Here is a 20,807-nt window from a genome sequence, read left to right as displayed (position 1 = left end):
GCATCATGAGCATTATTTCTACTAAGTATCTGCTGCTGGACGCTCAAGCTAAAGGCTATGCGGTCCCTGCTTTTAACATCCATAACGCCGAAACGATCCAGGCAATCCTGGAAGTGTGCAGAGAAATGCAATCGCCGGTGATCCTCGCCGGTACGCCGGGCACCTTTAAGCATATTGCGTTGGAAGAGATCTACGCGCTGTGTAATGCCTACTCCACCACTTATGACATGCCGCTGGCGCTACATCTCGATCACCATGAATCGCTGGAGGATATTAGCCGCAAAGTGAATGCAGGCGTGCGTAGCGCAATGATCGATGGCAGCCACTTTCCCTTTGATGAGAATGTAAAGCTGGTGAAGTCGGTTGTCGATTTTTGCCATGCTAAGGATTGCAGCGTCGAGGCCGAACTGGGGCGTCTGGGCGGGGTTGAAGATGACATGAGCGTGGATGCGGAAAGCGCATTCCTGACCGATGTTCAGGAAGCCAAACGCTTTGTCGAATTGACCGGCGTCGACAGTCTTGCCGTTGCGATCGGTACCGCGCACGGTCTCTATACCAAAACGCCTAAAATCGATTTCAAGCGTCTGGCGGAAATTCGTGAAGTTGTTGATGTGCCGCTGGTGCTGCACGGCGCAAGCGATGTGCCTGACGAATATGTACGTCGCACCATTGAGCTGGGCGTGTGTAAGGTCAACGTCGCCACCGAACTGAAAATCGCCTTTGCTGATGCGGTCAAAGCGTGGTTCGCCGAAAACCCACAAGGTAACGACCCGCGTTACTATATGCGCGTTGGTATGGACGCGATGAAAGAGGTGGTTCGAAGTAAAATAAATGTTTGCGGTTCAGCAAATAAAATATTTGCCAGTGATCAATTATGATTACAAAAGTTATTTCTTAGTGTTTTCATTTCAAAGCGTTACCGAAAAAAAATAAGGTAACGCTTGGTGTAATTAATAAATCACACAAGCAGAATTTTATTTGTTAGGTTTCCCTAAGTAGTAATATAGTAATCAGTTTCATATAAATAATACATTGCAAATATTCATTTAATTTATTTATGGTGAGGTTTTAAATATGAGCGGTCCGAATATTTTATTAACCCGTATCGATAACCGATTAGTCCACGGCCAGGTTGGCGTTACCTGGACATCAACTATTGGCGCTAATCTGCTGGTGGTTGTTGATGATGACGTCGCCAAAGACGATATTCAGCAGAAGCTGATGGGCATCACCGCTGAGACCTACGGATTTGGTATCCGATTCTTTTCTATAGAAAAAACCATTAACGTCATCGGTAAAGCTGCGCCACATCAGAAAATATTTCTCATCTGTCGCACGCCACAAACGGTCAGAAAGCTCATTGAAGGCGGTATTGCGTTAAAAGACGTCAACGTTGGAAACATGCATTTCTCAGAAGGCAAAAAGCAGATTAGCAGCAAAGTATATGTTAACGAACAGGATCTCAATGACTTGCAATTTATCAAGCAAAGTGGCGTTAATATCTTTATTCAGGATGTTCCCGGAGATCAAAAAGAACAGATCCCTGCATAAAAACAAGCTCATTCCTTCATGATAAATGGACTTATTTATTTGAGGTGATTTAAATGCATGAAATAACCCTTATTCAGGGGATATCCCTGGCTGCATTAGTCTTCATTCTGGGAATCGATTTTTGGCTGGAAGCTCTGTTTTTATTCCGACCCATTATCGTTTGTACGTTAACCGGCGCTATCCTCGGCGACATTCACATCGGTTTGATTACCGGTGGTCTGACTGAACTGGCATTTGCTGGCCTAACCCCCGCAGGCGGCGTTCAGCCCCCGAACCCGATTATGGCGGGATTAATGACCACGGTAATTGCCTGGTCTACCGGCGTGGATGCCAAAACTGCCATCGGCCTCGGTTTGCCGTTCAGCCTGCTGATGCAATACGTCATTCTGTTCTTCTACTCTGCCTTCTCGCTCTTTATGGCGAAAGCCGATAAATCGGCAAAAGAGGCAAACACAAGCGCCTTCGGCCGCCTGAACTGGTTGACGATACTCATTGTCGCTTTCTCCTACGCGATTATTGCCTTTCTTTGTACCTATCTGGCGCAAGGTGCAATGCAGGCACTAGTGAAATCGATGCCAGCCTGGTTAACCCACGGATTCGAAGTGGCGGGCGGTATTCTCCCAGCAGTCGGTTTTGGCTTATTGCTGCGCGTCATGTTTAAAGCGCAATACATTCCTTACCTGATCGCGGGATTCCTCTTTGTTTGTTATATCCAGGTAAACAACCTTCTCCCGGTAGCCGTACTCGGTGCAGGATTCGCCGTGTATGAGTTTTTCAATGCAAAAGCTAAGCAGCAGGCGCAATCACAACCTGCCGTCAGCAAGAATGATGAAGAGGATTACAGCAATGGGATCTGAAATCAGTAAAAAGGACATTACTCGCCTGGGTTTTCGCTCATCGCTCCTTCAGGCCAGTTTTAACTATGAAAGGATGCAGGCAGGCGGATTCACATGGGCCATGCTCCCGGTTTTGAAAAAAATCTATAAGGATGACAAAGCTGGCCTGAGTGCGGCCATGAAAGATCACCTGGAATTTATCAACACCCACCCAAACCTTGTCGGATTCCTGATGGGGTTGTTGATCTCAATGGAAGAAAAAGGAGAAAACCGGGACACGATTAAGGGCTTAAAAGTGGCCTTATTTGGTCCAATCGCAGGGATCGGCGATGCAATATTCTGGTTCACCTTACTGCCGATCATGGCGGGGATCTGCTCGTCTTTCGCCAGCCAGGGGAATGTACTGGGGCCTATTCTGTTTTTCGCCGTCTACTTGATGATTTTTTTCCTGCGCGTCGGCTGGACCCATATCGGCTACTCGGTCGGGGTCAAAGCTATCGATAAGGTGAGGGAAAACTCGCAGATGATTGCCCGGTCGGCGACGATCCTCGGTATTACCGTTATTGGTGGGCTTATCGCGTCCTATGTGCACATTAACGTCGTGACCTCATTTGCCATCGACAGTACGCACAGCGTTGCTCTCCAGCAGGACTTCTTCGATAAAGTCTTCCCGAATATCTTACCTATGGGCTACACACTGCTGATGTATTACCTCCTGCGCGTGAAAAAAGCGCATCCGGTCCTGTTAATCGGCGTGACGTTTATCCTTTCAATTGCCTCATCCGCGCTCGGTATTCTTTAAACGGACCAAGGGGCATGACAGCAATGCCCCTTTTAAAGGAATTAGCTACAAATGCAAAATGTACACCCATGCCACAACTACAACACGTTAAGCGATCGCGCCAGCGAGCATCTGGTCACCTTCATACAGAAAAAACCTGACGCAGTGATTTGCCTGGCAACAGGAAGTACGCCTTTACTCACCTACCGCTATTTTGTCGAGAAAGTACGCCAGCGTCAGATGGATATCAGCCAGGTGACATTTGTAAAGCTCGATGAGTGGGTGGGTATTCCGCTGCAGACACCAGGAACGTGCGAATCCTTCCTGCAGCAACACATTGTCCAACCGCTGGGCTTACAGGAAGAGCAACTTATCGGCTTTAGATCGGAAAATATCGATAAGAAGGAGTGCGAGCGCGTCACCGACCTGATCGCCAGCAAGGGCGGCATTGATTTATGTGTCCTGGGTCTGGGGAAAAACGGCCACCTCGGGCTGAATGAACCAGGAGATGATCTGGAACCGTTTTGTCATATCAGCAACCTTGATGAGCAAACGCGCCAGCATGACATGTTAAAAACAGCCGGACATTCCGTTGAACAAGGGATCACGCTGGGCCTGAAGGATATCCTGAATGCCAAAGAAATCCTGTTACTCATTGCAGGAGAAGGAAAAAAGGAGGCCACCAGGAAGTACCTTACGCAGACGGTCTCAACGTCCATCCCCGCCTCGTTCCTGTGGCTACATAGCAAGGTAAACTGCCTGTTGGATAATTCAATTTATCTAGCGGTATAACAATGCCGAATCGCCTTTCTTCATGTAGTGGAAAGGCGTTACCACCACCTCTAGGGCATGTTCCACTTCGGTGGCTAACGAAGCTAAAGAACCCGCCAGGCTCCCCCTTTCTTTGCTCCGGTTCGCTGTAGTCTTCCCTTTTGCTGCAATATCTTCAGGTACCGTTCAACGGTTCTGGCAGAAACATCGATTGCCTGGGCCATGTCCTTCGCCGTGAGCGTCGGTTCGACAGCCAAAAGCTGGAGGATCCGCCCCTCAACAACCGTTAACGTTGTCACTTTTTCTTCCGACATTTCTTCCGACATTTCTTCCGACATTTCTTCCGACAGAGCAGCGGTTAGTCCCACGCCTTCTTTCAAAGCAGTGACCATATTTTCCAACATAAACTCGATAAACGGCGTGCTGTCACTCTGACGATCACACATCCCTAAAACCTGATAATACCGTTCCTGCTGATAATGCATCAGCGTTTCCACCGGTAACCAGGCAAGCTCCGCACGCCATTGACTAAGAATTAATGTTTGCCACAAGCGACCCATTCGGCCATTACCGTCGGCAAAGGGATGAATAAATTCAAATTCATAGTGAAAGACTGCTCCGGCGATAAGCGGATGGATGTCAGTTATTTTCAGCCACTGCAACAAATCGTTTATCAAACGACCGACCTGAGAAGCCGGGGGAGCCATATGAATAAGTTTTTTATCCCTGTAGATCCCCACGTCTCCGCTACGCAGCTGACCAGGGTTATCAACCAACCCTATCATCAGGATTCGATGGGCGGCCAGAAGATCGGTTAACCGATAGCTTTTCCATTCAGCCATTTTTTCGTATGCCAGAATGGCGTTTCTGACTTCTTGAATATCTTTTGCTGGCGCAAGAACACGTTTTCCCTCCACCAGGGCAGTGACCTGCTCGGTACTCAGGCTATTGTGCTCTATCGCAAGCGAAGCCTGGATCGTGCGAATGCGATTATCTTTTCGTAGGAGAGGAGAAACTCGTCCCGTTTGAGCCGACCAGTGCCCTAATAGCTCCCCGACCTCAACAATCAGATTGAGAATGGCAGGCGTAATGCTAAATGGCGGCTGGTAACGACTCATGCGATTACTCCCCCTGCTGCTCCAGGGCATATTTATACAGCGCATTTTTCTTCACACCGTGGATCTCTGCGGTCAGGGCGGCGGCTTTCTTCAACGGCAGTTCAGCCTGCAACAGGGCCAGCGTACGCAGCGCAACCGCTGGCAGCGCCTCTTCCTGCGCTTTAAAGCCTTCAACGATCAGTACCATCTCGCCTTTGCGGCGGTTCTCGTCCTCTTTCACCCATGCCAGCAGCTCACCGATTGGCGCGCCGTGGATAGATTCCCAGGTTTTGGTCAGCTCACGCGCCAGCACCACGTAGCGGGATTCGCCCAACACGGTGCAGATATCTTCCAGGCTTTCCAGCAGGCGATGCGTTGATTCATAAAATATAATCGTGCGCGGCTCTTCTTCCAGCGCCTTGAGCGTATCGCGACGCCCTTTTGACTTAGCGGGCAGAAAACCTTCATAGCAGAAACGATCCGAAGGCAGCCCGGCAGCACTCAGTGCCGCGATTGCCGCACAAGGGCCCGGCAGCGGCACTACGCGAATATTCGCCTCGCGGCAGACGCGCACCAGATGGTAGCCTGGATCGTTGATCAACGGCGTTCCGGCGTCCGAAACCAGCGCGATGTTTTGCCCTTGTTTTAATTTCGCCAGAAGTGTTTCAGCCTTTTGCTGCTCATTATGGTCGTGAAGCGCAAATAAACGGGCGCTAATCGCAAAATGCTGCAACAGCAAACCGGTATGGCGAGTGTCCTCCGCTGCAACTAAATCAACGACTTGCAACACTTCCAGTGCGCGTTGCGTGATATCAGACAGATTTCCTATCGGAGTGGGTACAATATAGAGCTGTCCCTGAGAATTATCCGCTGATTCGTGTTGTTTCATTGTCTCGTCCGTATTGCCGATTTAATATTGAGCATTGAGCCAAAAAAATATCACTGGATACATATGGTACCGTCAACATTTCTTCGTTCTAAACCCGTGCGTTGTCTACCCGTACTGCTGGCCGCCCTGATCTTTGCTGGCTGCGGCACCCATACTCCGGACCAAAGCACGGCGTATTTGCAGGGTACGGCACAAGCAGACTCCAGTTACTACCTGCAACAAATGCAGCAAAGCGCGAATGATAGCAAGACCAACTGGCAATTACTCGCCATTCGTGCACTGCTGAAGGAAGGTAAGAAACCGCAGGCCATCGACCTGTTCAATCAGCTACCGTCTAACCTCAACAGTACGCAAAGCCGCGAACAATCGCTGCTGGCGGTTGAAGTAAAGCTGGCGCAGAACGATTTCCAGGGCGCGCAGGCGCTGCTGAGTAAACTCAACCCAGCAGGCCTTGAGCAAAATCAGCTGCCGCGCTACTGGCAGGCGCAAATCGACGCCAGCCAGGGGCAGCCCTCACTAAACCTGCTGCGGGCACTGATCGCCCAGCAGCCGCTGCTGAGCCTGCCCGCGCAAAAGCAGAAGAATATCGACGCGACCTGGGCAGCGCTCACCACGATGACCCAGGATCAAGCCAACGCGCTGGTCATTAACGCCGATGAGAACGTTTTACAGGGCTGGCTGGATCTACAGCGCATGTGGTTTGATAACCGCAGCGACCCGACAATGCTGAAAGCGGGCGTTAAAGACTGGCAGACCCGCTACCCGCAAAATCCGGGTGCGAAAATGCTGCCCACGCAGTTAGGTAACATGCAAAATTACCAGGCCGCATCGACCAATAAAATCGCCCTGCTGCTGCCGCTAAACGGTCAGGCGGCGATATTTGGCCGCACAATCCAGCAGGGTTTTGAAGCAGCGAAAAACGGCGCACCTGCCGTTACTGGAAGCGCGGTGCCTGCTCAGGTCGCTCAGGCGGCAAACGTTGCTGATAGCGCAGTAGTCAGTCCATCGCAGGCGGAAGTGACCGATCTCACCACCACCAATAATGCACAAACCCCGGTACAGGCCCCGGCAGCCGACCAGGTACAAACTGCGGCTCCGGTCACCGCACCGGCGGCGGTCCAGGCCTCGACGCCTCAAGCTACCGACGCGACCGCAGAAACCACCAGCCAACCGGCAACGACAGCTCCGCAAACTCAGACAGTGGCAGCCACTCCGGCAAACCCTTCCGCCGAACTGAAAATTTACGACACCACCACTCAACCGATGAGCCAACTGCTGGCCCAGGTGCAGCAGGACGGCGCAACCATCGTTGTTGGTCCGCTGCTGAAAGAGAACGTCGAAGATGTTATTAAGAGCAATACTTCACTGAACGTGCTGGCGCTGAACCAGCCGGAGAAAGTCGAAAGCCGGGCAAATATCTGCTATTTCGCACTCTCCCCGGAAGATGAAGCCCGCGATGCGGCGCACCACATTCACGATCAGGGCAAGCAGACTCCGCTGCTGCTGGTGCCGCGCGGCGCGCTGGGCGATCGGGTGGTTAGCGCCTTTGCCAACGAGTGGCTGAAGCTGGGCGGCGGTACGGTACTGCAACAGCGTTTAGGTTCAACCGCCGAACTACGCGGCAGCGTCAACAGCGGTATCTCGTTGAGCGGCTCTCCGGTATCAACCCTGCCATCAGCGCAGGATAGCGCCCTGGGTAGCCCGAGCGACGTGCCTGTCAGCAGTGGCGGCAGCGTCGACGCCGCGTATATCCTGGCAACGCCGGAACAGATTGGCTATATCAAACCCATGATTGCCCTGCGTAACGGTAGCCAAAGCGGCGTGACGCTGTATGCCAGCTCCCGCAGCTCTCAGGGCACTTCAGGTCCTGATTTCCGTCTGGAGATGGAAGGCTTACAATATAGCGAGATCCCGATGCTGGCAGGCAGCAACCCGGCGCTGCAACAACAAGCGTTAGCCGCCGTTCGCAACGACTACTCGCTGGCGCGCCTGTATGCCATGGGTGCCGACGCCTGGTCGCTGGCCAACCATTTCTCGCAAATGCGCCAGGTTTCCGGCTTTGAATTGAATGGCAACACCGGCGATCTCACGGCCACGCAGGATTGCGTGATCAACAGGAAACTGTCATGGCTCAAGTACCAGGGTGGACAAATCGTCGCAGCCAACTAAGTAAGCAGACCGGCGATGCCTGGGAAATCCAGGCTCGCCGCTGGCTGGAGAGCCAGGGTCTGCGTTTTATCGCCGCTAACGTTCATGAACGCGGCGGCGAGATTGACCTCATCATGCGTGACGGCAGCGTCACCGTGTTTGTGGAAGTGCGCTATCGTCGCAGCGCAAACTACGGCGATGCCGCCGCCAGCGTCACGCCGCAAAAGCAACAAAAACTGCTCAAAGCCGCGCGTCTGTGGCTCTCCCGACATAATGGGAGTTTTGAGACTGTGGATTGCCGTTTCGATGTGGTAGCCTTCACCGGAAACGACATCCAATGGCTAAAAAACGCCTTTGGCGAATAGCGTATATGAATTAAGGGATCCCGTGCTCGATAGAATTAAAGCCTGCTTCACCGAAAGCATTCAAACCCAAATTGCAGCAGCGGAAGCACTCCCGGACGCCATCTCCCGTGCGGCTATGACGCTCGTCCAGTCGCTGTTGAACGGCAACAAAATCCTCTGTTGTGGTAATGGCACTTCCGCCGCCAACGCACAGCATTTTGCTGCTAGCATGATTAATCGTTTTGAAACCGAGCGCCCTGGTTTACCTGCCATTGCACTAAATGCCGATAATGTGGTCTTAACCGCGATTGCCAACGATCGCCTGCACGACGAAATTTACGCCAAGCAGGTGCGCGCGTTGGGACACGCTGGCGACGTACTGCTGGCGATTTCTACACGCGGCAACAGCCGGGATATCGTGAAAGCCGTGGAAGCGGCGGTCACCCGCGATATGACTATCGTGGCGTTTACCGGTTATGACGGCGGTGAACTGGCCGGCCTGCTGGGTCAGCAGGATGTCGAAATCCGTATTCCCTCGCATCGCAGCGCGCGAATTCAGGAAATGCACATGCTCACCGTCAATTGTTTGTGTGATTTGATTGATAACACGCTTTTTCCACACCAGGACGATTAAGGAGAACACATGAAGGCCCTCTCGCCCCTCGCCATTCTGCTTTCTGCGCTACTGCTTCAGGGATGCGTTGCTGCAGCGGTAGTCGGAACGGCAGCCGTTGGCACAAAAGCCGCGACGGACCCGCGTTCAGTGGGGACTCAGGTTGATGACAGTACGCTTGAGCTGCGCGTCAACAGCGCCTTGTCGAAAGATGAACAAATCAAAAAGCAAGCTCGTATTAACGTTACCGCGTACCAGGGGAAAGTTCTGTTAACCGGGCAAACTCCGGTCGCCGACCTCTCTGCCCGCGCCAAGCAAATTGCTATGGGTGTTGAAGGGACAACGGAAGTGTTTAACGAAGTGCGTTCGGGCCAGCCGATCGGCTTAGGTACCGCCTCTTCGGACACCTGGATTACCACCAAGGTCCGCTCCCAGCTTCTGACGACCGACCAGGTGAAATCATCCAACGTGAAAGTGACAACCGAAAACGGTGAAGTGTTCCTGATGGGTCTGGTGACCGATCGTGAAGGACGCGCAGCGGCGGATATCGCCAGCCGGGTGAGCGGCGTATCTCGCGTGACAACCGCCTTTACCTATATCAAATAAGCCCTAATGCATCCCGGCTGGCGCTACGCACCGCCTCCGGGAAACCACATCCAACGTGGCTTCTGATTATCTCCCCGGTGGCGGCTGACGCCTTACCGGGGCTACAAGTTCATCATCGTCTGCTGTCACGTAGCCCGGACAGGCGCAACGCGCCGCCTCCGGGAAAACCATCAGATTAATGCCAGCCCGCCGACCACCGCGCCGCATAGCGCCACCAATCCACCGGTCAGCCACAGCGCCTTCGCCGGAAACGCTTTACGCAGCATAATCAACGACGGCACGCTAACCGCAGGCAGCGTGATGAGCAGCGCCAGCGCGGGCGCGACGCCCATTCCCGCCATCATCATGGTCTGAACGACAGGGATCTCCGCCGCCGTCGGGATAACAAACAGGCAGCCCGCAATCGCCATCGCTATCACCCAGAACAGCGTATTATCAACGACGCCATCGGCATGCGGGAATAGCCACACCCGTGCGGCTCCCAGCACCAGCACCGCCAGGATATAGACCGGGATCGTATTCCAGAACAGCGTCCACAGTGCACGCAGCCAGCGGCTGAAGAAACCATCCTGCGTCGTTTCCATCGGCAACTCAGGTACCTTAGAGGGCTGCGTCGCCGCCTCTTTTACCCATTTCTGCACCAGCGTTGCCACCACCAGCACGGTCGCCAGCCCGGCGACTAATCGAATCAATGCAAACTGCCAACCGAGCACAAAGCCCATAAACACCAGGGTCGCAGGATTGAGCAACGGGTTACCCATCCAGAATGCCAGTGCGCCGCCCATCGAGACCTGCTTACGCATTCCCGCCGCCACCGGCGCGGCGCAGCAGGTGCACATCATACCAGGCAGCGAAAAGACCGCCCCAAGCAGCGTACCGCGAAAACTCGATTGTCCCAGCGTGCGCAGCAGCCAGTCGCGGGGAATCAGCACCTGAATTAACGACCCCAGCAGTACACCTAATACCGCCGCTTTCCATACTGCAAGGAAATAAACTAGCGCGTAGTCCCAGGCCGCATGTAAGGGGTTGGCATCGCTATTGGCAAGAATGGATTTGCCGATGCTGTGCGTCTCGGCCGCGGTAAATGCTTTACCGTAATAGGGTTGCCATTTGACGAACCACAGGCCGATGATAACGACGAGAAAAAAGAGCGCGGGTTTCCACCATTGAAACGATGATGCCGCCTGAGATGAAGACTGACCAGCCATAGCATTCCCCAGCAAAGAGTGAGCTTATAAATTGAAGCGCTGAATACTACGCCTCGCGGGCAGCGATTTCACGCAGTTTTGCTGATGGCAGAATGGTGACGCCTTCTGCTGAGGGATTAAGGGCTTCAGCGAGCATTGCTCGCGCGACGTCACGGGCATCGATTGACTTCCAGTTGCCCGGCAGCAGGCGAAAAATCGGTGCCAACACCACTTCATTGCCCCGCTTCTTCTGACGATCCCCAAGCAGCATGGAGGGACGGGCAAAGGTTAGCCGCGGCCATGCCTGGGCACGCAGGGCTTGTTCCATCTCACCCTTGACGCGATTGTAGAAGAACATCGAATGCGCATCGGCTCCCATCGCGCTGACCACCAGCATATGCTTCGCGCCCAGACGAAGCCCGGTCAGCGCAGTATCGACCACCAGCGTATAATCAGCATGAATAAATGCCTCTTTACTGCCCGCCTCCCGCAGCGTCGTTCCCAGGCAGCAAAAAACGATATCCACCGGATCGACAACCTGCGCCAGCGCGTCGCTTAATTGCGGATCGTGCGGATTGAGAATTCCTTGTGCATCAGCTAGCGGACGACGGGTTGGCGCAGTTATCGCGGCGATTCGCGGCTCCTGAACCAACATTCGAAGTAAGTGCCCACCAACCAGGCCGGTAGCGCCTGTTATCAGTACCTGAGTCATCATTGCTCCTTCAGCTAACCCGTCATTCAACAGCGGACGGCTTAGCAAAAGTATGTCGTAAACGGAGGGATCTGCACGCCAAAGCGGAGGTTACTGAACTGGAGAATCACGCAGCCAGTATAGCTTCTTACCGAAGCCGAGCGTGTTATCGGTAAACTTAAGCTCATCGGGACGAATCTCCCACACCGGGGCCGATAGCATGCGGGCTACCGGAAAGCGGCTGACGTAGCGCTTGCGCATCGCCACGGCTTCTTCACCTGCCAGCAGGCGGATTTCACCTTTAAACTGCACGCCGCGGATCAGCGCGACGGTTTTCGGCTGACCGTTGACCGTCCCGGCCACTTTGGCACGCACCCCGGTCATTTGACCATGGCGCGTCTTTTCATCGCTGAGCAGATAAAAAGCGACCGTTTCCGGGTCATAAACGTAAAAGGCATTGGCGCACCACAGCTCGTCATCGCGGGTAACGCACCAGGTCACGACATGCTGCTTGCCCAGCCAGCGGCTGATAGCGGCGAGCGTATCCATCTTTACTCTCCAGTATGTTATGGTGCTCACACCTTAACATAGCGACCTTGGTACCGTGTGCTGGTTTCTCTATCTGATTCGTACCGCCGATAATCGGCTCTATACCGGGATTACCACCGATGTTTCGCGCCGCTTTTGCCAACACCAGGATGGCAAGGGAGCGAAAGCGTTGCGGGGAAAAGGTGAGCTGCAGCTGGCTTTTAGTCAGGAAGTTGGTGAGCACTCACTAGCACTGCGGCTGGAGTATCGAATCAAGCAGCTAACGAAGCGCCAGAAAGAACGCCTCGTTGCTGGAGATGGTTCATTTGAGACTCTGCTGGAGGGTCTCAGAAGCGGTTAAAGTGGTCGCTATACTCAACCAGTCCGTGCACGCCTTCCAGCGCGTCATCGGCCAGGCGATGGACCTGGAAAGCCTCGGCGGTATCCGGCCAGCGGCAGCGCAGGTCAAAATTAGCGGCGGCTTCAAAGCCCAGGCGACCATACAGCGCCGGGTCGCCAAGCGTTACCACGGCGGCATAGCCAAACTCATTGAGTGAATCCAGCCCTTCGTAAACCAGCTGACGCCCAATGCCCTGACCACGGTAGCTTTCATCCACCGCCAACGGTGCAAGACCAACCCACTGTAGCTCTTCGCCTTCAACGGCGACCGGGCTAAACGCCACATAGCCCACGACCTGACCTTCGTCATCCGTCGCCACCACGCCCAACGTGATCAGGCCATCTTCACGCAGACTGTGCACTAGATCGGCTTCCGCATCGCTGCCGAAGGTGCGACGCAATAACGCGTCGATTCCCGGTGCATCAATCCCAATCTCTACTCGAATCAGCATGCCTCACCTACCGATGTCTGTTCAGGTTTCCGCGGGCCTTTCAGGCCAGCTTCAACAAAATCCGCCAGCTGTAGCAGCATCACGCGCAGCGCTTTTGGCATCTGCTCCAGCTCAATGGCATCCATCAGGTTTTTTACATACAGTCCCAGCTCGGTATCGCCTTCGATAACCAGCCGACGCTGGAAGAACAGCGTATCCGGATCCTGCTTACGCGCCGCAATCATCAGCAGATCGCTGGCATCGGCGCTAAAGCTGACGTCAGCCTCAGCCGTAGGACTCACCACCAGACGACCGTCAACAACCGAGGTATACCACAGCAGGCCGATATCACGCACATTAATACTTAACCAGCGCCCCTCGAGAAAATCCAGTTCCCCATCCGCCAGCGCCTGGCGAAACTGCCAGCTTAATACTTGTTCCAGCACCTGGCGCTTGAGGGCAAAAGGCGCCAGCTTAACCGGCACGCTCATCATTGACGGGCCAAAGTGAACCAGTTTGGAACGCAGTTTATCCAACACAAGCTTTACTCCATGAATGCAATAGTTTCTCTATTGTGCCATATCAAATAAACGACATAGCGGCGTAAATCAACAAAATCACAATGTCGGGTACCTGGTATTGATTCCGCCAATACGCTTTTAACTGCCTCAAATCAAAAATTGTCACCAGAAGGTTAACTAAAATCCCTGCTCATTAACCATCCAGCGTCCCTGACGGGCCGCGTTTTTCAGGAAAAATTATGGAGCTGCTCTGCCCAGCCGGTAACCTTCCGGCGCTTAAGGCGGCCATCGAAAACGGCGCCGATGCCGTCTATATCGGGCTGAAAGATGACACCAACGCTCGCCACTTTGCCGGCCTTAATTTCACCGAAAAGAAACTGCAGGAAGCCGTCAGCTTTGTGCATCAGCATCGCCGTAAGCTGCATATTGCCATCAACACCTTTGCTCATCCTGATGGCTATGCCCGCTGGCAGCGTGCGGTCGACATGGCAGCCCAACTAGGGGCCGACGCGCTAATCCTCGCCGATATCGCGATGCTGGAGTACGCCGCCGAGCGCTATCCGCATATTGAGCGCCACGTCTCCGTTCAGGCCTCGGCGACCAACGAAGAGGCAGTGAAGTTTTATCATCGTAATTTTGACGTTGCCCGCGTGGTGCTGCCGCGCGTCCTGTCGATTCATCAGGTCAAACAACTGGCGCGCGCCACGCCGGTACCGCTGGAGGTTTTCGCTTTCGGTAGTCTGTGCATCATGGCGGAAGGCCGCTGCTATCTCTCCTCATACCTGACCGGTGAATCGCCGAATACCGTCGGCGCCTGCTCGCCCGCGCGTTTCGTTCGCTGGCAGCAAACGCCGCAGGGGCTGGAATCACGCCTTAACGAAGTGCTGATAGACCGCTATCAAGATGGTGAAAATGCCGGTTATCCGACGCTGTGTAAAGGCCGTTATCTGGTCGACGGCGAGCGCTATCACGCGCTGGAAGAGCCCACCAGCCTGAACACCCTTGAGCTGCTGCCGGAACTGATGGCGGCCAATATCGCCTCAGTGAAAATCGAAGGCCGCCAGCGCAGCCCGGCGTACGTCACCCAGGTGGCAAAAGTCTGGCGTCAAGCGATCGACCGCTGCAAAGCCGATCCGCAGAACTTCGTGCCGCAATCGGCGTGGATGGAAACCCTCGGTTCCATGTCCGAAGGGACGCAAACCACCCTTGGCGCTTATCACCGTAAATGGCAGTGAGAACAGCAATGAAATATTCATTAGGGCCAGTGCTCTACTACTGGTCAAAAGAGACGCTGGAAGATTTTTACCAGCAGGCGGCAGGCTCCAGCGCGGATACGATTTATCTCGGTGAAGCGGTATGCAGCAAACGTCGCGCCACCAAGGTCGGCGACTGGATAGAGATGGCGAAAACGCTGGCGGGCAGCGGCAAACAGGTGGTGCTCTCTACCCTCGCGCTGGTGCAGGCTTCCTCTGAACTGGGCGAACTGAAGCGCTATGTCGATAACGGCGAATTTCTGATTGAAGCCAGCGACCTTGGCGTCGTCAACTTGTGCGCAGAGCGTAAGCTGCCGTTCGTCGCCGGACATGCGCTCAACTGCTATAACGCCGTCACCCTGCGTCTGCTGCTCAAGCAAGGGATGGTGCGCTGGTGTATGCCGGTTGAGCTTTCCCGCGACTGGCTGGCGAATCTGCTGACCCAGTGCGACGAGCTGGGCATTCGCAACCAGTTCGAGGTTGAGGTCCTGAGCTACGGCCATCTGCCGCTGGCCTACTCCGCCCGCTGCTTTACCGCCCGCTCGGAAGACCGGCCAAAAGACGAATGCGAAACCTGCTGTATCAAATACCCCAACGGGCGCGATGTGCTCTCGCAGGAGAATCAACAGGTGTTCGTGCTCAACGGCATTCAGACCATGAGCGGCTACGTCTACAACCTCGGGAATGAGCTGAGCACCATGAACGGACTGGTGGATATGGTTCGCCTGTCGCCGCTGGGCTGCGAGACCTTCGCGATGCTGGACGCCTTCCGCGCCAATGAAAATGGCGCAGTACCGCTGCCGCTGACGGCGAACAGCGACTGCAACGGTTACTGGCGACGCCTCGCCGGGCTGGAATTACAGGGCTGATATACCGCTCACTTTGTTAATGGCTATCGCTGCTTTTTAATGCACTATTAAAGTCGCAGCTTTTCTGGCCGGTGCATCCCGGATGCGCCAGGCTGGAAGAAGACCTTCAATCTGATGACGATGCTGTTGCAAAGTGAGCCTTTATGACTGACAAATCTATTCCGTTCTCGGTGCTCGATCTGGCGCCGATCCCGCAAGGTTCTTCTGCCAAGGAAGCCTTTTCCCATTCATTAGACCTGGCGCAGCTGGCTGAAAAACGCGGCTATCACCGCTACTGGCTGGCAGAGCACCATAATATGGTTGGTATCGCCAGCGCCGCGACCTCGGTACTGATTGGCTATCTTGCCGCTAATACCACCACCCTACATTTAGGCTCTGGTGGGGTAATGCTGCCCAACCATTCGCCACTGGTGATTGCTGAGCAGTTCGGTACGCTCAACACGCTCTATCCCGGACGTATCGATCTTGGCCTTGGCCGCGCGCCGGGCAGCGATCAGCCCACCATGCGCGCGCTGCGTCGCCATATGAGCGGCGATGTTGATAACTTCCCGCGCGATGTCGCGGAGCTGGTGGATTGGTTTGACGCTCGCGATCCGAATCCGCACGTGCGCCCGGTTCCCGGTTATGGCGAGAAGATCCCGGTCTGGCTGCTCGGCTCAAGCCTGTACAGCGCTCAGTTAGCAGCCCAGCTTGGCCTGCCGTTCGCCTTCGCCTCGCACTTCGCGCCGGATATGCTCTTCCAGGCCCTGCATCTCTATCGCTCTCATTTCAAACCGTCGGAACGGTTAGAGAAGCCGTACGCCATGGTGTGCATTAACATTATTGCTGCCGACAGCGACAGAGATGCGGAATTCCTGTTCACCTCGATGCAGCAGGCGTTTGTCAAACTGCGCCGCGGCGAAGCCGGACAGCTGCCGCCACCGGTGCAAAATATGCATCAGCTGTGGTCTGCCTCTGAACAATATGGCGTCCAGCAGGCGCTGAGCATGTCGCTGGTGGGTGATAAGGCGAAAATCCGCCACGGGCTGGAGTCCATCCTGCGGGAAACTCAGGCCGATGAAATCATGGTCAACGGCCAAATCTTCGATAATCAGGCACGCCTGCATTCATTTGATTTGGCGATGCAGGTGAAAGAAGAGTTTCTCGGGTAGTGAGCAATGCGGCATTTTCGCCGCATTTTTTTACCACAAATGACAAATTGTGACCGCCCTCATTCTTATCGTTCCATTTTCCTCCTCTGGTTACGTTGAGCGTAATTACGTTACCTCAAGCGTAATTGTTCTCTAAAAATGGCGATGTTACTTTCTCTCTTGTTTTATTTTCCATAAATGAACGCGCAGAAAGAGAATCGCCATGAGCCAACCAACCGTCAATGCCATAAGGATCGGTGAGTGCTTATTAAAAGCACTGTTAATGGAGGTCTGCGCCTGGCCGAAACCGGGCCTGGTGACGCCGCATTCTCAAGGTGCGCATAACGATATGGATATCTGGTTGTTTATTACCAGCACCTCGGCCATTGCCCCCTGTTTTCAAGCTTGCGCGCAGGCCGGGGAATATCATCAGGGTACGCTGTCTGATTTATTTCCCAAAGTTCGTCTTATCGGAATTCAATACGAAGCCACGCTGCTGCAATCCACCCAACAGGTAAATACCCAGCGCGGCATTCTCTTTGCCGGGGCTATTCTGGCCGCCGCCGCTGGTTGGCTAAAAGGCCATAACCAGCCGCTTACCAGCGAGTCATTAAGCCAGTGCGTCGCCGGGTTGTGCCTCGATCTTTGCCGCAATGATTTCGCCGCGCTCGCCCATCGTTCAGCGCAAACCCACGGCGAGAAACTGTATCTGGAGTTTGGCATTACCGGTGTGCGTGGCGAGGCGGAACAGGGCTTTCCGCTGGTATGCCATGTCGGGCTTCCCGCTCTGCATCAGGCGTTATCTCTGGGATTTAGCTGGCGTGAAGCGCTGATCCAGACTCTGCTCGCGCTGATGGCGCACTGCGATGATACGACGGTGCTTTCACGCGCAGGGCATCACGCGCTGGATGAAATGAAACAACGCGCGCAGCGTCTGGTGAACCAGGGAGGAATGAGCCATCCCGGTATCGAACATGAGCTTAACGAATTTAATGCATGGTGCCTGGACAAATGGGTCAGCCCAGGCGGGTCAGCAGACTTATTAGCACTGAGCCTGGCCATGTATTTTCTTTGTCATCAATCGCATGAGGATCCTACAAAGGAAGAAATATGAGTATCTATTTATATACGTTATTAACTTATGGCATGACGATTGTTATTTCGTTTGCCGTTGTCGGAATAATTGTAGGTGTTAATAGAGTAATGAATAAGCTGAATATCACCGACGACTAACACGCCCCTATTTTGCGTTATCAGGAATATATTTTATGGATATCTTTGTTAAGCTCTTTTCGGGCATCGGCACCTTTTTTATTGAAGACCCCAAGATAGCGATCGCGCGAATATTATTAATCATTCTGGGTTTTGTCCTGGCGTGGATGGGTTTTCGCCGCAAACTCGAACCGTTGATTATGGTGCCAATGGGCCTGGGCATGATTGCCGTCAACGCCGGGGTACTGTTTCTCGCTGACGGGCAAACCGGGACCTTAATTCTCGACCCGATGATCAGCGACCCCACCGATTTAGTGAACCTGATGCAGATTAACTTCCTGCAGCCGGTTTACAACTTAACCTTCAGCAACGGTCTGATTGCCTGCATCGTTTTCTTCGGCATCGGCGCGATGAGCGATATCAGCTTTATTCTGCTCCGCCCCTGGGCCAGTATCGTTGTGGCGTTGTTCGCCGAAGCGGGTACCTTTGCCGCGCTGCTGCTGGGTATTGAAGTCTTTGGCCTCCCCGCCAATGAAGCGGCCTCTATTGCGACCATCGGCGGCGCCGACGGCCCGATGGTGCTCTTCGCCTCGCTGATTCTGGCACCAAATCTGTTTGTTCCTATCGCCATCATCGCCTACCTGTATCTGAGCCTGACCTATGCCGGTTACCCGTATCTGGTGCGCCTGCTGGTGCCGAAAAAGTACCTCGGGATGGAAGTAGATATTGAGTATCCGACGGTGTCGAAAAAGGCGAAGTTCATCTTCACCGTTTGCGCCTGCCTGCTGCTGTGCCTGCTGTTGCCGGTCGCCGCCCCGCTGATCCTTTCGTTCTTCCTTGGGATCGCTATTAAAGAAGCCGAGATCGAACCGTTCCAGAAGCTGCTTGAATCCACCCTGACCTACACCGCGACGCTGTTCCTTGGCCTGCTGCTCGGAACCCTGTGCGAAGCGCAAACCATCCTTGACCCGAAAGTCGGCATCATCCTGATCCTCGGTATCGGCGCGCTGGCTATCTCGGCGATTAGCGCCCTGCTTGGCGGCTGGTTTATCTGGCTTATCTCGAAAGGACGCTACAACCCGGCTATCGGTATCGCGGGAGTTTCGTGCCTGCCGACCACCGCCAAAATCGCACAGAAAGAAGTCAGCCATGAAAACCCTTACGCCGTCATTCTGCCGCTGGCAATGGGCGCGGGCGTCAGTGGCCTGATTGTGTCGGCCATCGCCACCGGGGTCTTTATCTCCACGCTATTCCTTCTGAAATAAGGGAGTTAAAAACATGATTAAAGAGCACAACTGGCATCAACTTAAGGATGATACGGTGCAGCGCCTGAATCTTCTGGCTCCGTATTTCCGTGACGGGAAGATTATCGATTCCGGTGATACCGTCGCCGCGCTGGAAGCGGTTATCCGAAGTTTTGATCGCGTGAATATTGAGGGCAACAACCAGAAGCAGGCGGATTTTCTCGCCGAGTGTCTGTGTAAAGTAGATGTGGAAAAGATCTCCGGGCTACATATGGTGCAGTCGTCGGTGCCGCTCAGTTCACACCTCGATCTGTTCGAGAAAGGCATCGCTGAAAAACTCGATTTCGCCTATGCCGGACCGCAGGATGGGCGTCTGGCGCAGCTTATCCAGCAGGGCAAAATCAAGCTTGGGGCGATCCACACCTATCTGGAACTGTTCAGCCGCTATTTTGTCGATCTCACGCCGCGAGTTTCGCTGATCACGGCGTTTGAAGCGGACAAAGACGGCAACCTCTACACCGGCTTCAACACCGAAGATACGCCAGTGATCGCCGAAGCCACTCACTTCCGCCAGGGGATCGTTATCGCCCAGGTGAATAAGATCGTCGATAAAGTGCCACGCGTCGATATTCCCGGCGACTGGGTCAATGCGGTTATCGAAGCGCCGCGTCCATTCTACGTCGAGCCGCTATTCACCCGCGATCCTGCGCTGATCACCGATACCCACGTACTGATGGCGATGATGGCGCTTAAGGGTATCTATGCCGAATACGGCGTTGAGCGTATTAACCACGGCATCGGCTTCTTTACCTCCGCTATTGAACTGCTGCTGCCGACCTACGGCGAAGAGCTGGGGCTAAAAGGCAAAGTCTGTACTCACATGGTACTGAACCCGCATCCGACGCTGATCCCGGCGATCGAAAGCGGATGGATCCAGTCGGTGCACTGCTTCGGCGGCGAGCTGGGAATGGAAAAATACGTCGCTGAACGCCCGGACGTGTTTTACATCGGTCAGGACGGCACCCTGCGCTCTAACCGCGCCTTCGCCCAGGCCGCCGGACACTACGCGCTGGATATGTTTATCGGCGGCACCCTGCAAATCGACAAGTACGGCAATAGCAGCACCGCCACCGCCAGCCGCGTTTCCGGTTTTGGCGGCGCGCCGAATATGGGCTGCGATGCCAAAGGCCGCCGCCACGTCACCCAATCCTGGCTTAAGTGCGGCGAAGAGTTCAAGGCCACCCAGCAGCAACTGATTGGCGATATGCCGCGCGGCAAGCGCCTTGTAGTGCAGATGCAGGAGACCTTCCGCGAGAAGCGCCAGCCTGCTTTCGTCGACAAACTGGACGCCTGGGAACTGGCGGAAAAAGCCGGTCTCGCCCTACCGCCGGTGATGGTTTACGCCGATGACGTCACCCACGTGCTCACCGAAGAGGGGCTAGCCCACCTGCATCGCTGTGAAGGGTTGGAACAGCGGATGGCGGCAATTCGCGCCGTAGCGGGATACACCGATATCGGCCTTGCCGCCGATCCGGCGCAAACCCAAGCGCTACGCGACGCCGGTATTGTGCAAACCCCGGAAGATTTAGGCATCGACAGACGCCGTGCCAACCGCCAGATGCTGGCGGCGAAGAGTATTCGTGATTTGGTCGAGTGGTCCGGCGGTCTGTACAACCCTCCTGCTCGATTCCGTAACTGGTAAGGGA

General features: G+C 54.4%; 23 protein-coding genes. 16 read left to right on the top strand and 7 right to left on the bottom strand.

The window, feature by feature from the left end; genetic code table 11:
- Positions 1 to 5 precede the first annotated feature (5 nt).
- From kbaY to HV213_RS03335, 5 genes are all read left to right on the top strand, one after another.
- The gene (gene kbaY / locus HV213_RS03355; protein WP_181484755.1) at positions 6 to 878 is read left to right on the top strand and encodes a tagatose-bisphosphate aldolase subunit KbaY; all 873 of its coding nucleotides are present in this window, start codon (positions 6 to 8) and stop codon (positions 876 to 878) included.
- Between the two features lie 196 nt (positions 879 to 1,074).
- On the top strand, positions 1,075 to 1,551 hold the full coding sequence (gene agaB / locus HV213_RS03350) for a PTS galactosamine transporter subunit IIB (protein ID WP_181484754.1): 477 nt from the start codon (positions 1,075 to 1,077) through the stop codon (positions 1,549 to 1,551).
- Positions 1,552 to 1,604: 53 nt separating this feature from the next.
- On the top strand, positions 1,605 to 2,408 hold the full coding sequence (gene agaC / locus HV213_RS03345; protein ID WP_181484753.1) for a PTS galactosamine transporter subunit IIC: 804 nt from the start codon (positions 1,605 to 1,607) through the stop codon (positions 2,406 to 2,408).
- A complete protein-coding gene (gene agaD / locus HV213_RS03340) occupies positions 2,398 to 3,189 on the top strand; it encodes a PTS galactosamine transporter subunit IID (protein WP_181486325.1) in 792 nt (263 codons plus the stop codon). Before agaC ends, agaD begins: the two co-directional genes overlap by 11 nt.
- A gap of 51 nt (positions 3,190 to 3,240) precedes the next feature.
- Entirely contained in the window at positions 3,241 to 3,960 is a 720-nt protein-coding gene (locus tag HV213_RS03335; protein WP_181484752.1) for a galactosamine-6-phosphate isomerase, read from the top strand.
- Positions 3,961 to 4,043: 83 nt separating this feature from the next.
- On the opposite strand, the gene HV213_RS03330 is transcribed toward HV213_RS03335, so the two are convergent.
- The gene (locus HV213_RS03330; protein ID WP_181484751.1) at positions 4,044 to 5,057 is read right to left on the bottom strand and encodes a Fic family protein; all 1,014 of its coding nucleotides are present in this window, start codon (positions 5,055 to 5,057) and stop codon (positions 4,044 to 4,046) included.
- Positions 5,058 to 5,061: 4 nt separating this feature from the next.
- Positions 5,062 to 5,925 carry a 16S rRNA (cytidine(1402)-2'-O)-methyltransferase gene (rsmI, locus tag HV213_RS03325; protein WP_181484750.1) on the bottom strand — a complete coding sequence of 288 codons (864 nt, stop codon included), beginning with the start codon at positions 5,923 to 5,925 and terminating at the stop codon, positions 5,062 to 5,064.
- 63 nt (positions 5,926 to 5,988) lie between these two features.
- Here rsmI and HV213_RS03320 point away from each other — a divergent pair, with 63 nt between their 5' ends.
- From HV213_RS03320 to dolP, 4 genes are read left to right on the top strand one after another with little or no spacing between them, the layout of a single operon-like run.
- Entirely contained in the window at positions 5,989 to 8,094 is a 2,106-nt protein-coding gene (locus HV213_RS03320; RefSeq protein ID WP_181484749.1) for a penicillin-binding protein activator, read from the top strand.
- Positions 8,052 to 8,438 (top strand): YraN family protein, encoded by a 387-nt coding sequence (locus HV213_RS03315; protein ID WP_112213594.1) that lies wholly within the window; start codon positions 8,052 to 8,054, stop codon positions 8,436 to 8,438. The genes HV213_RS03320 and HV213_RS03315 overlap by 43 nt, the downstream gene beginning before the upstream one ends.
- Positions 8,439 to 8,460: 22 nt before the next feature.
- Entirely contained in the window at positions 8,461 to 9,051 is a 591-nt protein-coding gene (gene diaA / locus HV213_RS03310) for a DnaA initiator-associating protein DiaA (RefSeq protein ID WP_110272899.1), read from the top strand.
- Between the two features lie 9 nt (positions 9,052 to 9,060).
- On the top strand, positions 9,061 to 9,636 hold the full coding sequence (gene dolP, locus HV213_RS03305; RefSeq protein ID WP_110272898.1) for a division/outer membrane stress-associated lipid-binding lipoprotein: 576 nt from the start codon (positions 9,061 to 9,063) through the stop codon (positions 9,634 to 9,636).
- A gap of 170 nt (positions 9,637 to 9,806) precedes the next feature.
- On the opposite strand, the gene HV213_RS03300 is transcribed toward dolP, so the two are convergent.
- From HV213_RS03300 to HV213_RS03290, 3 genes are all read right to left on the bottom strand, one after another.
- A complete protein-coding gene (locus tag HV213_RS03300; RefSeq protein WP_181484748.1) occupies positions 9,807 to 10,844 on the bottom strand; it encodes a permease in 1,038 nt (345 codons plus the stop codon).
- A gap of 46 nt (positions 10,845 to 10,890) precedes the next feature.
- Positions 10,891 to 11,535, bottom strand: a complete 645-nt coding sequence (locus tag HV213_RS03295; protein ID WP_181486324.1) for an NAD(P)H-binding protein — start codon at positions 11,533 to 11,535, stop codon at positions 10,891 to 10,893.
- A gap of 90 nt (positions 11,536 to 11,625) precedes the next feature.
- A complete protein-coding gene (locus HV213_RS03290; protein WP_181484747.1) occupies positions 11,626 to 12,063 on the bottom strand; it encodes a YhbP family protein in 438 nt (145 codons plus the stop codon).
- A 55-nt stretch (positions 12,064 to 12,118) separates the two neighbouring features.
- Here HV213_RS03290 and HV213_RS03285 point away from each other — a divergent pair, with 55 nt between their 5' ends.
- Positions 12,119 to 12,403 carry a GIY-YIG nuclease family protein gene (locus HV213_RS03285; RefSeq protein WP_110272894.1) on the top strand — a complete coding sequence of 95 codons (285 nt, stop codon included), beginning with the start codon at positions 12,119 to 12,121 and terminating at the stop codon, positions 12,401 to 12,403.
- On the opposite strand, the gene HV213_RS03280 is transcribed toward HV213_RS03285, so the two are convergent.
- Entirely contained in the window at positions 12,390 to 12,893 is a 504-nt protein-coding gene (locus HV213_RS03280) for a GNAT family N-acetyltransferase (protein WP_181484746.1), read from the bottom strand. The two genes, HV213_RS03285 and HV213_RS03280, sit on opposite strands and share 14 nt — an antisense overlap.
- On the bottom strand, positions 12,887 to 13,411 hold the full coding sequence (gene ubiT, locus HV213_RS03275; RefSeq protein WP_112213587.1) for a ubiquinone anaerobic biosynthesis accessory factor UbiT: 525 nt from the start codon (positions 13,409 to 13,411) through the stop codon (positions 12,887 to 12,889). The genes HV213_RS03280 and ubiT overlap by 7 nt, the downstream gene beginning before the upstream one ends.
- Positions 13,412 to 13,632: 221 nt before the next feature.
- Between ubiT and ubiU the strand changes: the two genes are divergently transcribed.
- From ubiU to mdcA, 6 genes are all read left to right on the top strand, one after another.
- On the top strand, positions 13,633 to 14,628 hold the full coding sequence (gene ubiU, locus HV213_RS03270; RefSeq protein ID WP_049014787.1) for a ubiquinone anaerobic biosynthesis protein UbiU: 996 nt from the start codon (positions 13,633 to 13,635) through the stop codon (positions 14,626 to 14,628).
- An 8-nt stretch (positions 14,629 to 14,636) separates the two neighbouring features.
- Positions 14,637 to 15,515, top strand: a complete 879-nt coding sequence (locus HV213_RS03265) for a U32 family peptidase (RefSeq protein ID WP_181484745.1) — start codon at positions 14,637 to 14,639, stop codon at positions 15,513 to 15,515.
- Positions 15,516 to 15,658: 143 nt separating this feature from the next.
- Positions 15,659 to 16,666 carry a luciferase-like monooxygenase gene (locus HV213_RS03260; protein ID WP_181484744.1) on the top strand — a complete coding sequence of 336 codons (1,008 nt, stop codon included), beginning with the start codon at positions 15,659 to 15,661 and terminating at the stop codon, positions 16,664 to 16,666.
- Positions 16,667 to 16,868: 202 nt separating this feature from the next.
- Positions 16,869 to 17,759, top strand: a complete 891-nt coding sequence (locus HV213_RS03255) for a triphosphoribosyl-dephospho-CoA synthase (protein WP_181484743.1) — start codon at positions 16,869 to 16,871, stop codon at positions 17,757 to 17,759.
- 154 nt (positions 17,760 to 17,913) lie between these two features.
- Complete coding sequence (gene madB, locus HV213_RS03250; RefSeq protein ID WP_181484742.1) at positions 17,914 to 19,122, top strand: Na+-transporting malonate decarboxylase, carboxybiotin decarboxylase subunit; 1,209 nt, start codon at positions 17,914 to 17,916, stop codon at positions 19,120 to 19,122.
- A gap of 13 nt (positions 19,123 to 19,135) precedes the next feature.
- Positions 19,136 to 20,803, top strand: coding sequence for a malonate decarboxylase subunit alpha (mdcA, locus tag HV213_RS03245; protein ID WP_181484741.1), 1,668 nt, complete (start codon positions 19,136 to 19,138; stop codon positions 20,801 to 20,803).
- Positions 20,804 to 20,807 lie beyond the last annotated feature (4 nt).

It is taken from the genome of Klebsiella sp. RHBSTW-00484, from assembly GCF_013705725.1.
Lineage (GTDB): Bacteria > Pseudomonadota > Gammaproteobacteria > Enterobacterales > Enterobacteriaceae > Klebsiella.
Note: the sequence above shows the minus strand (reverse complement) of the source record. Positions and strands in the feature narration are given on the sequence as shown.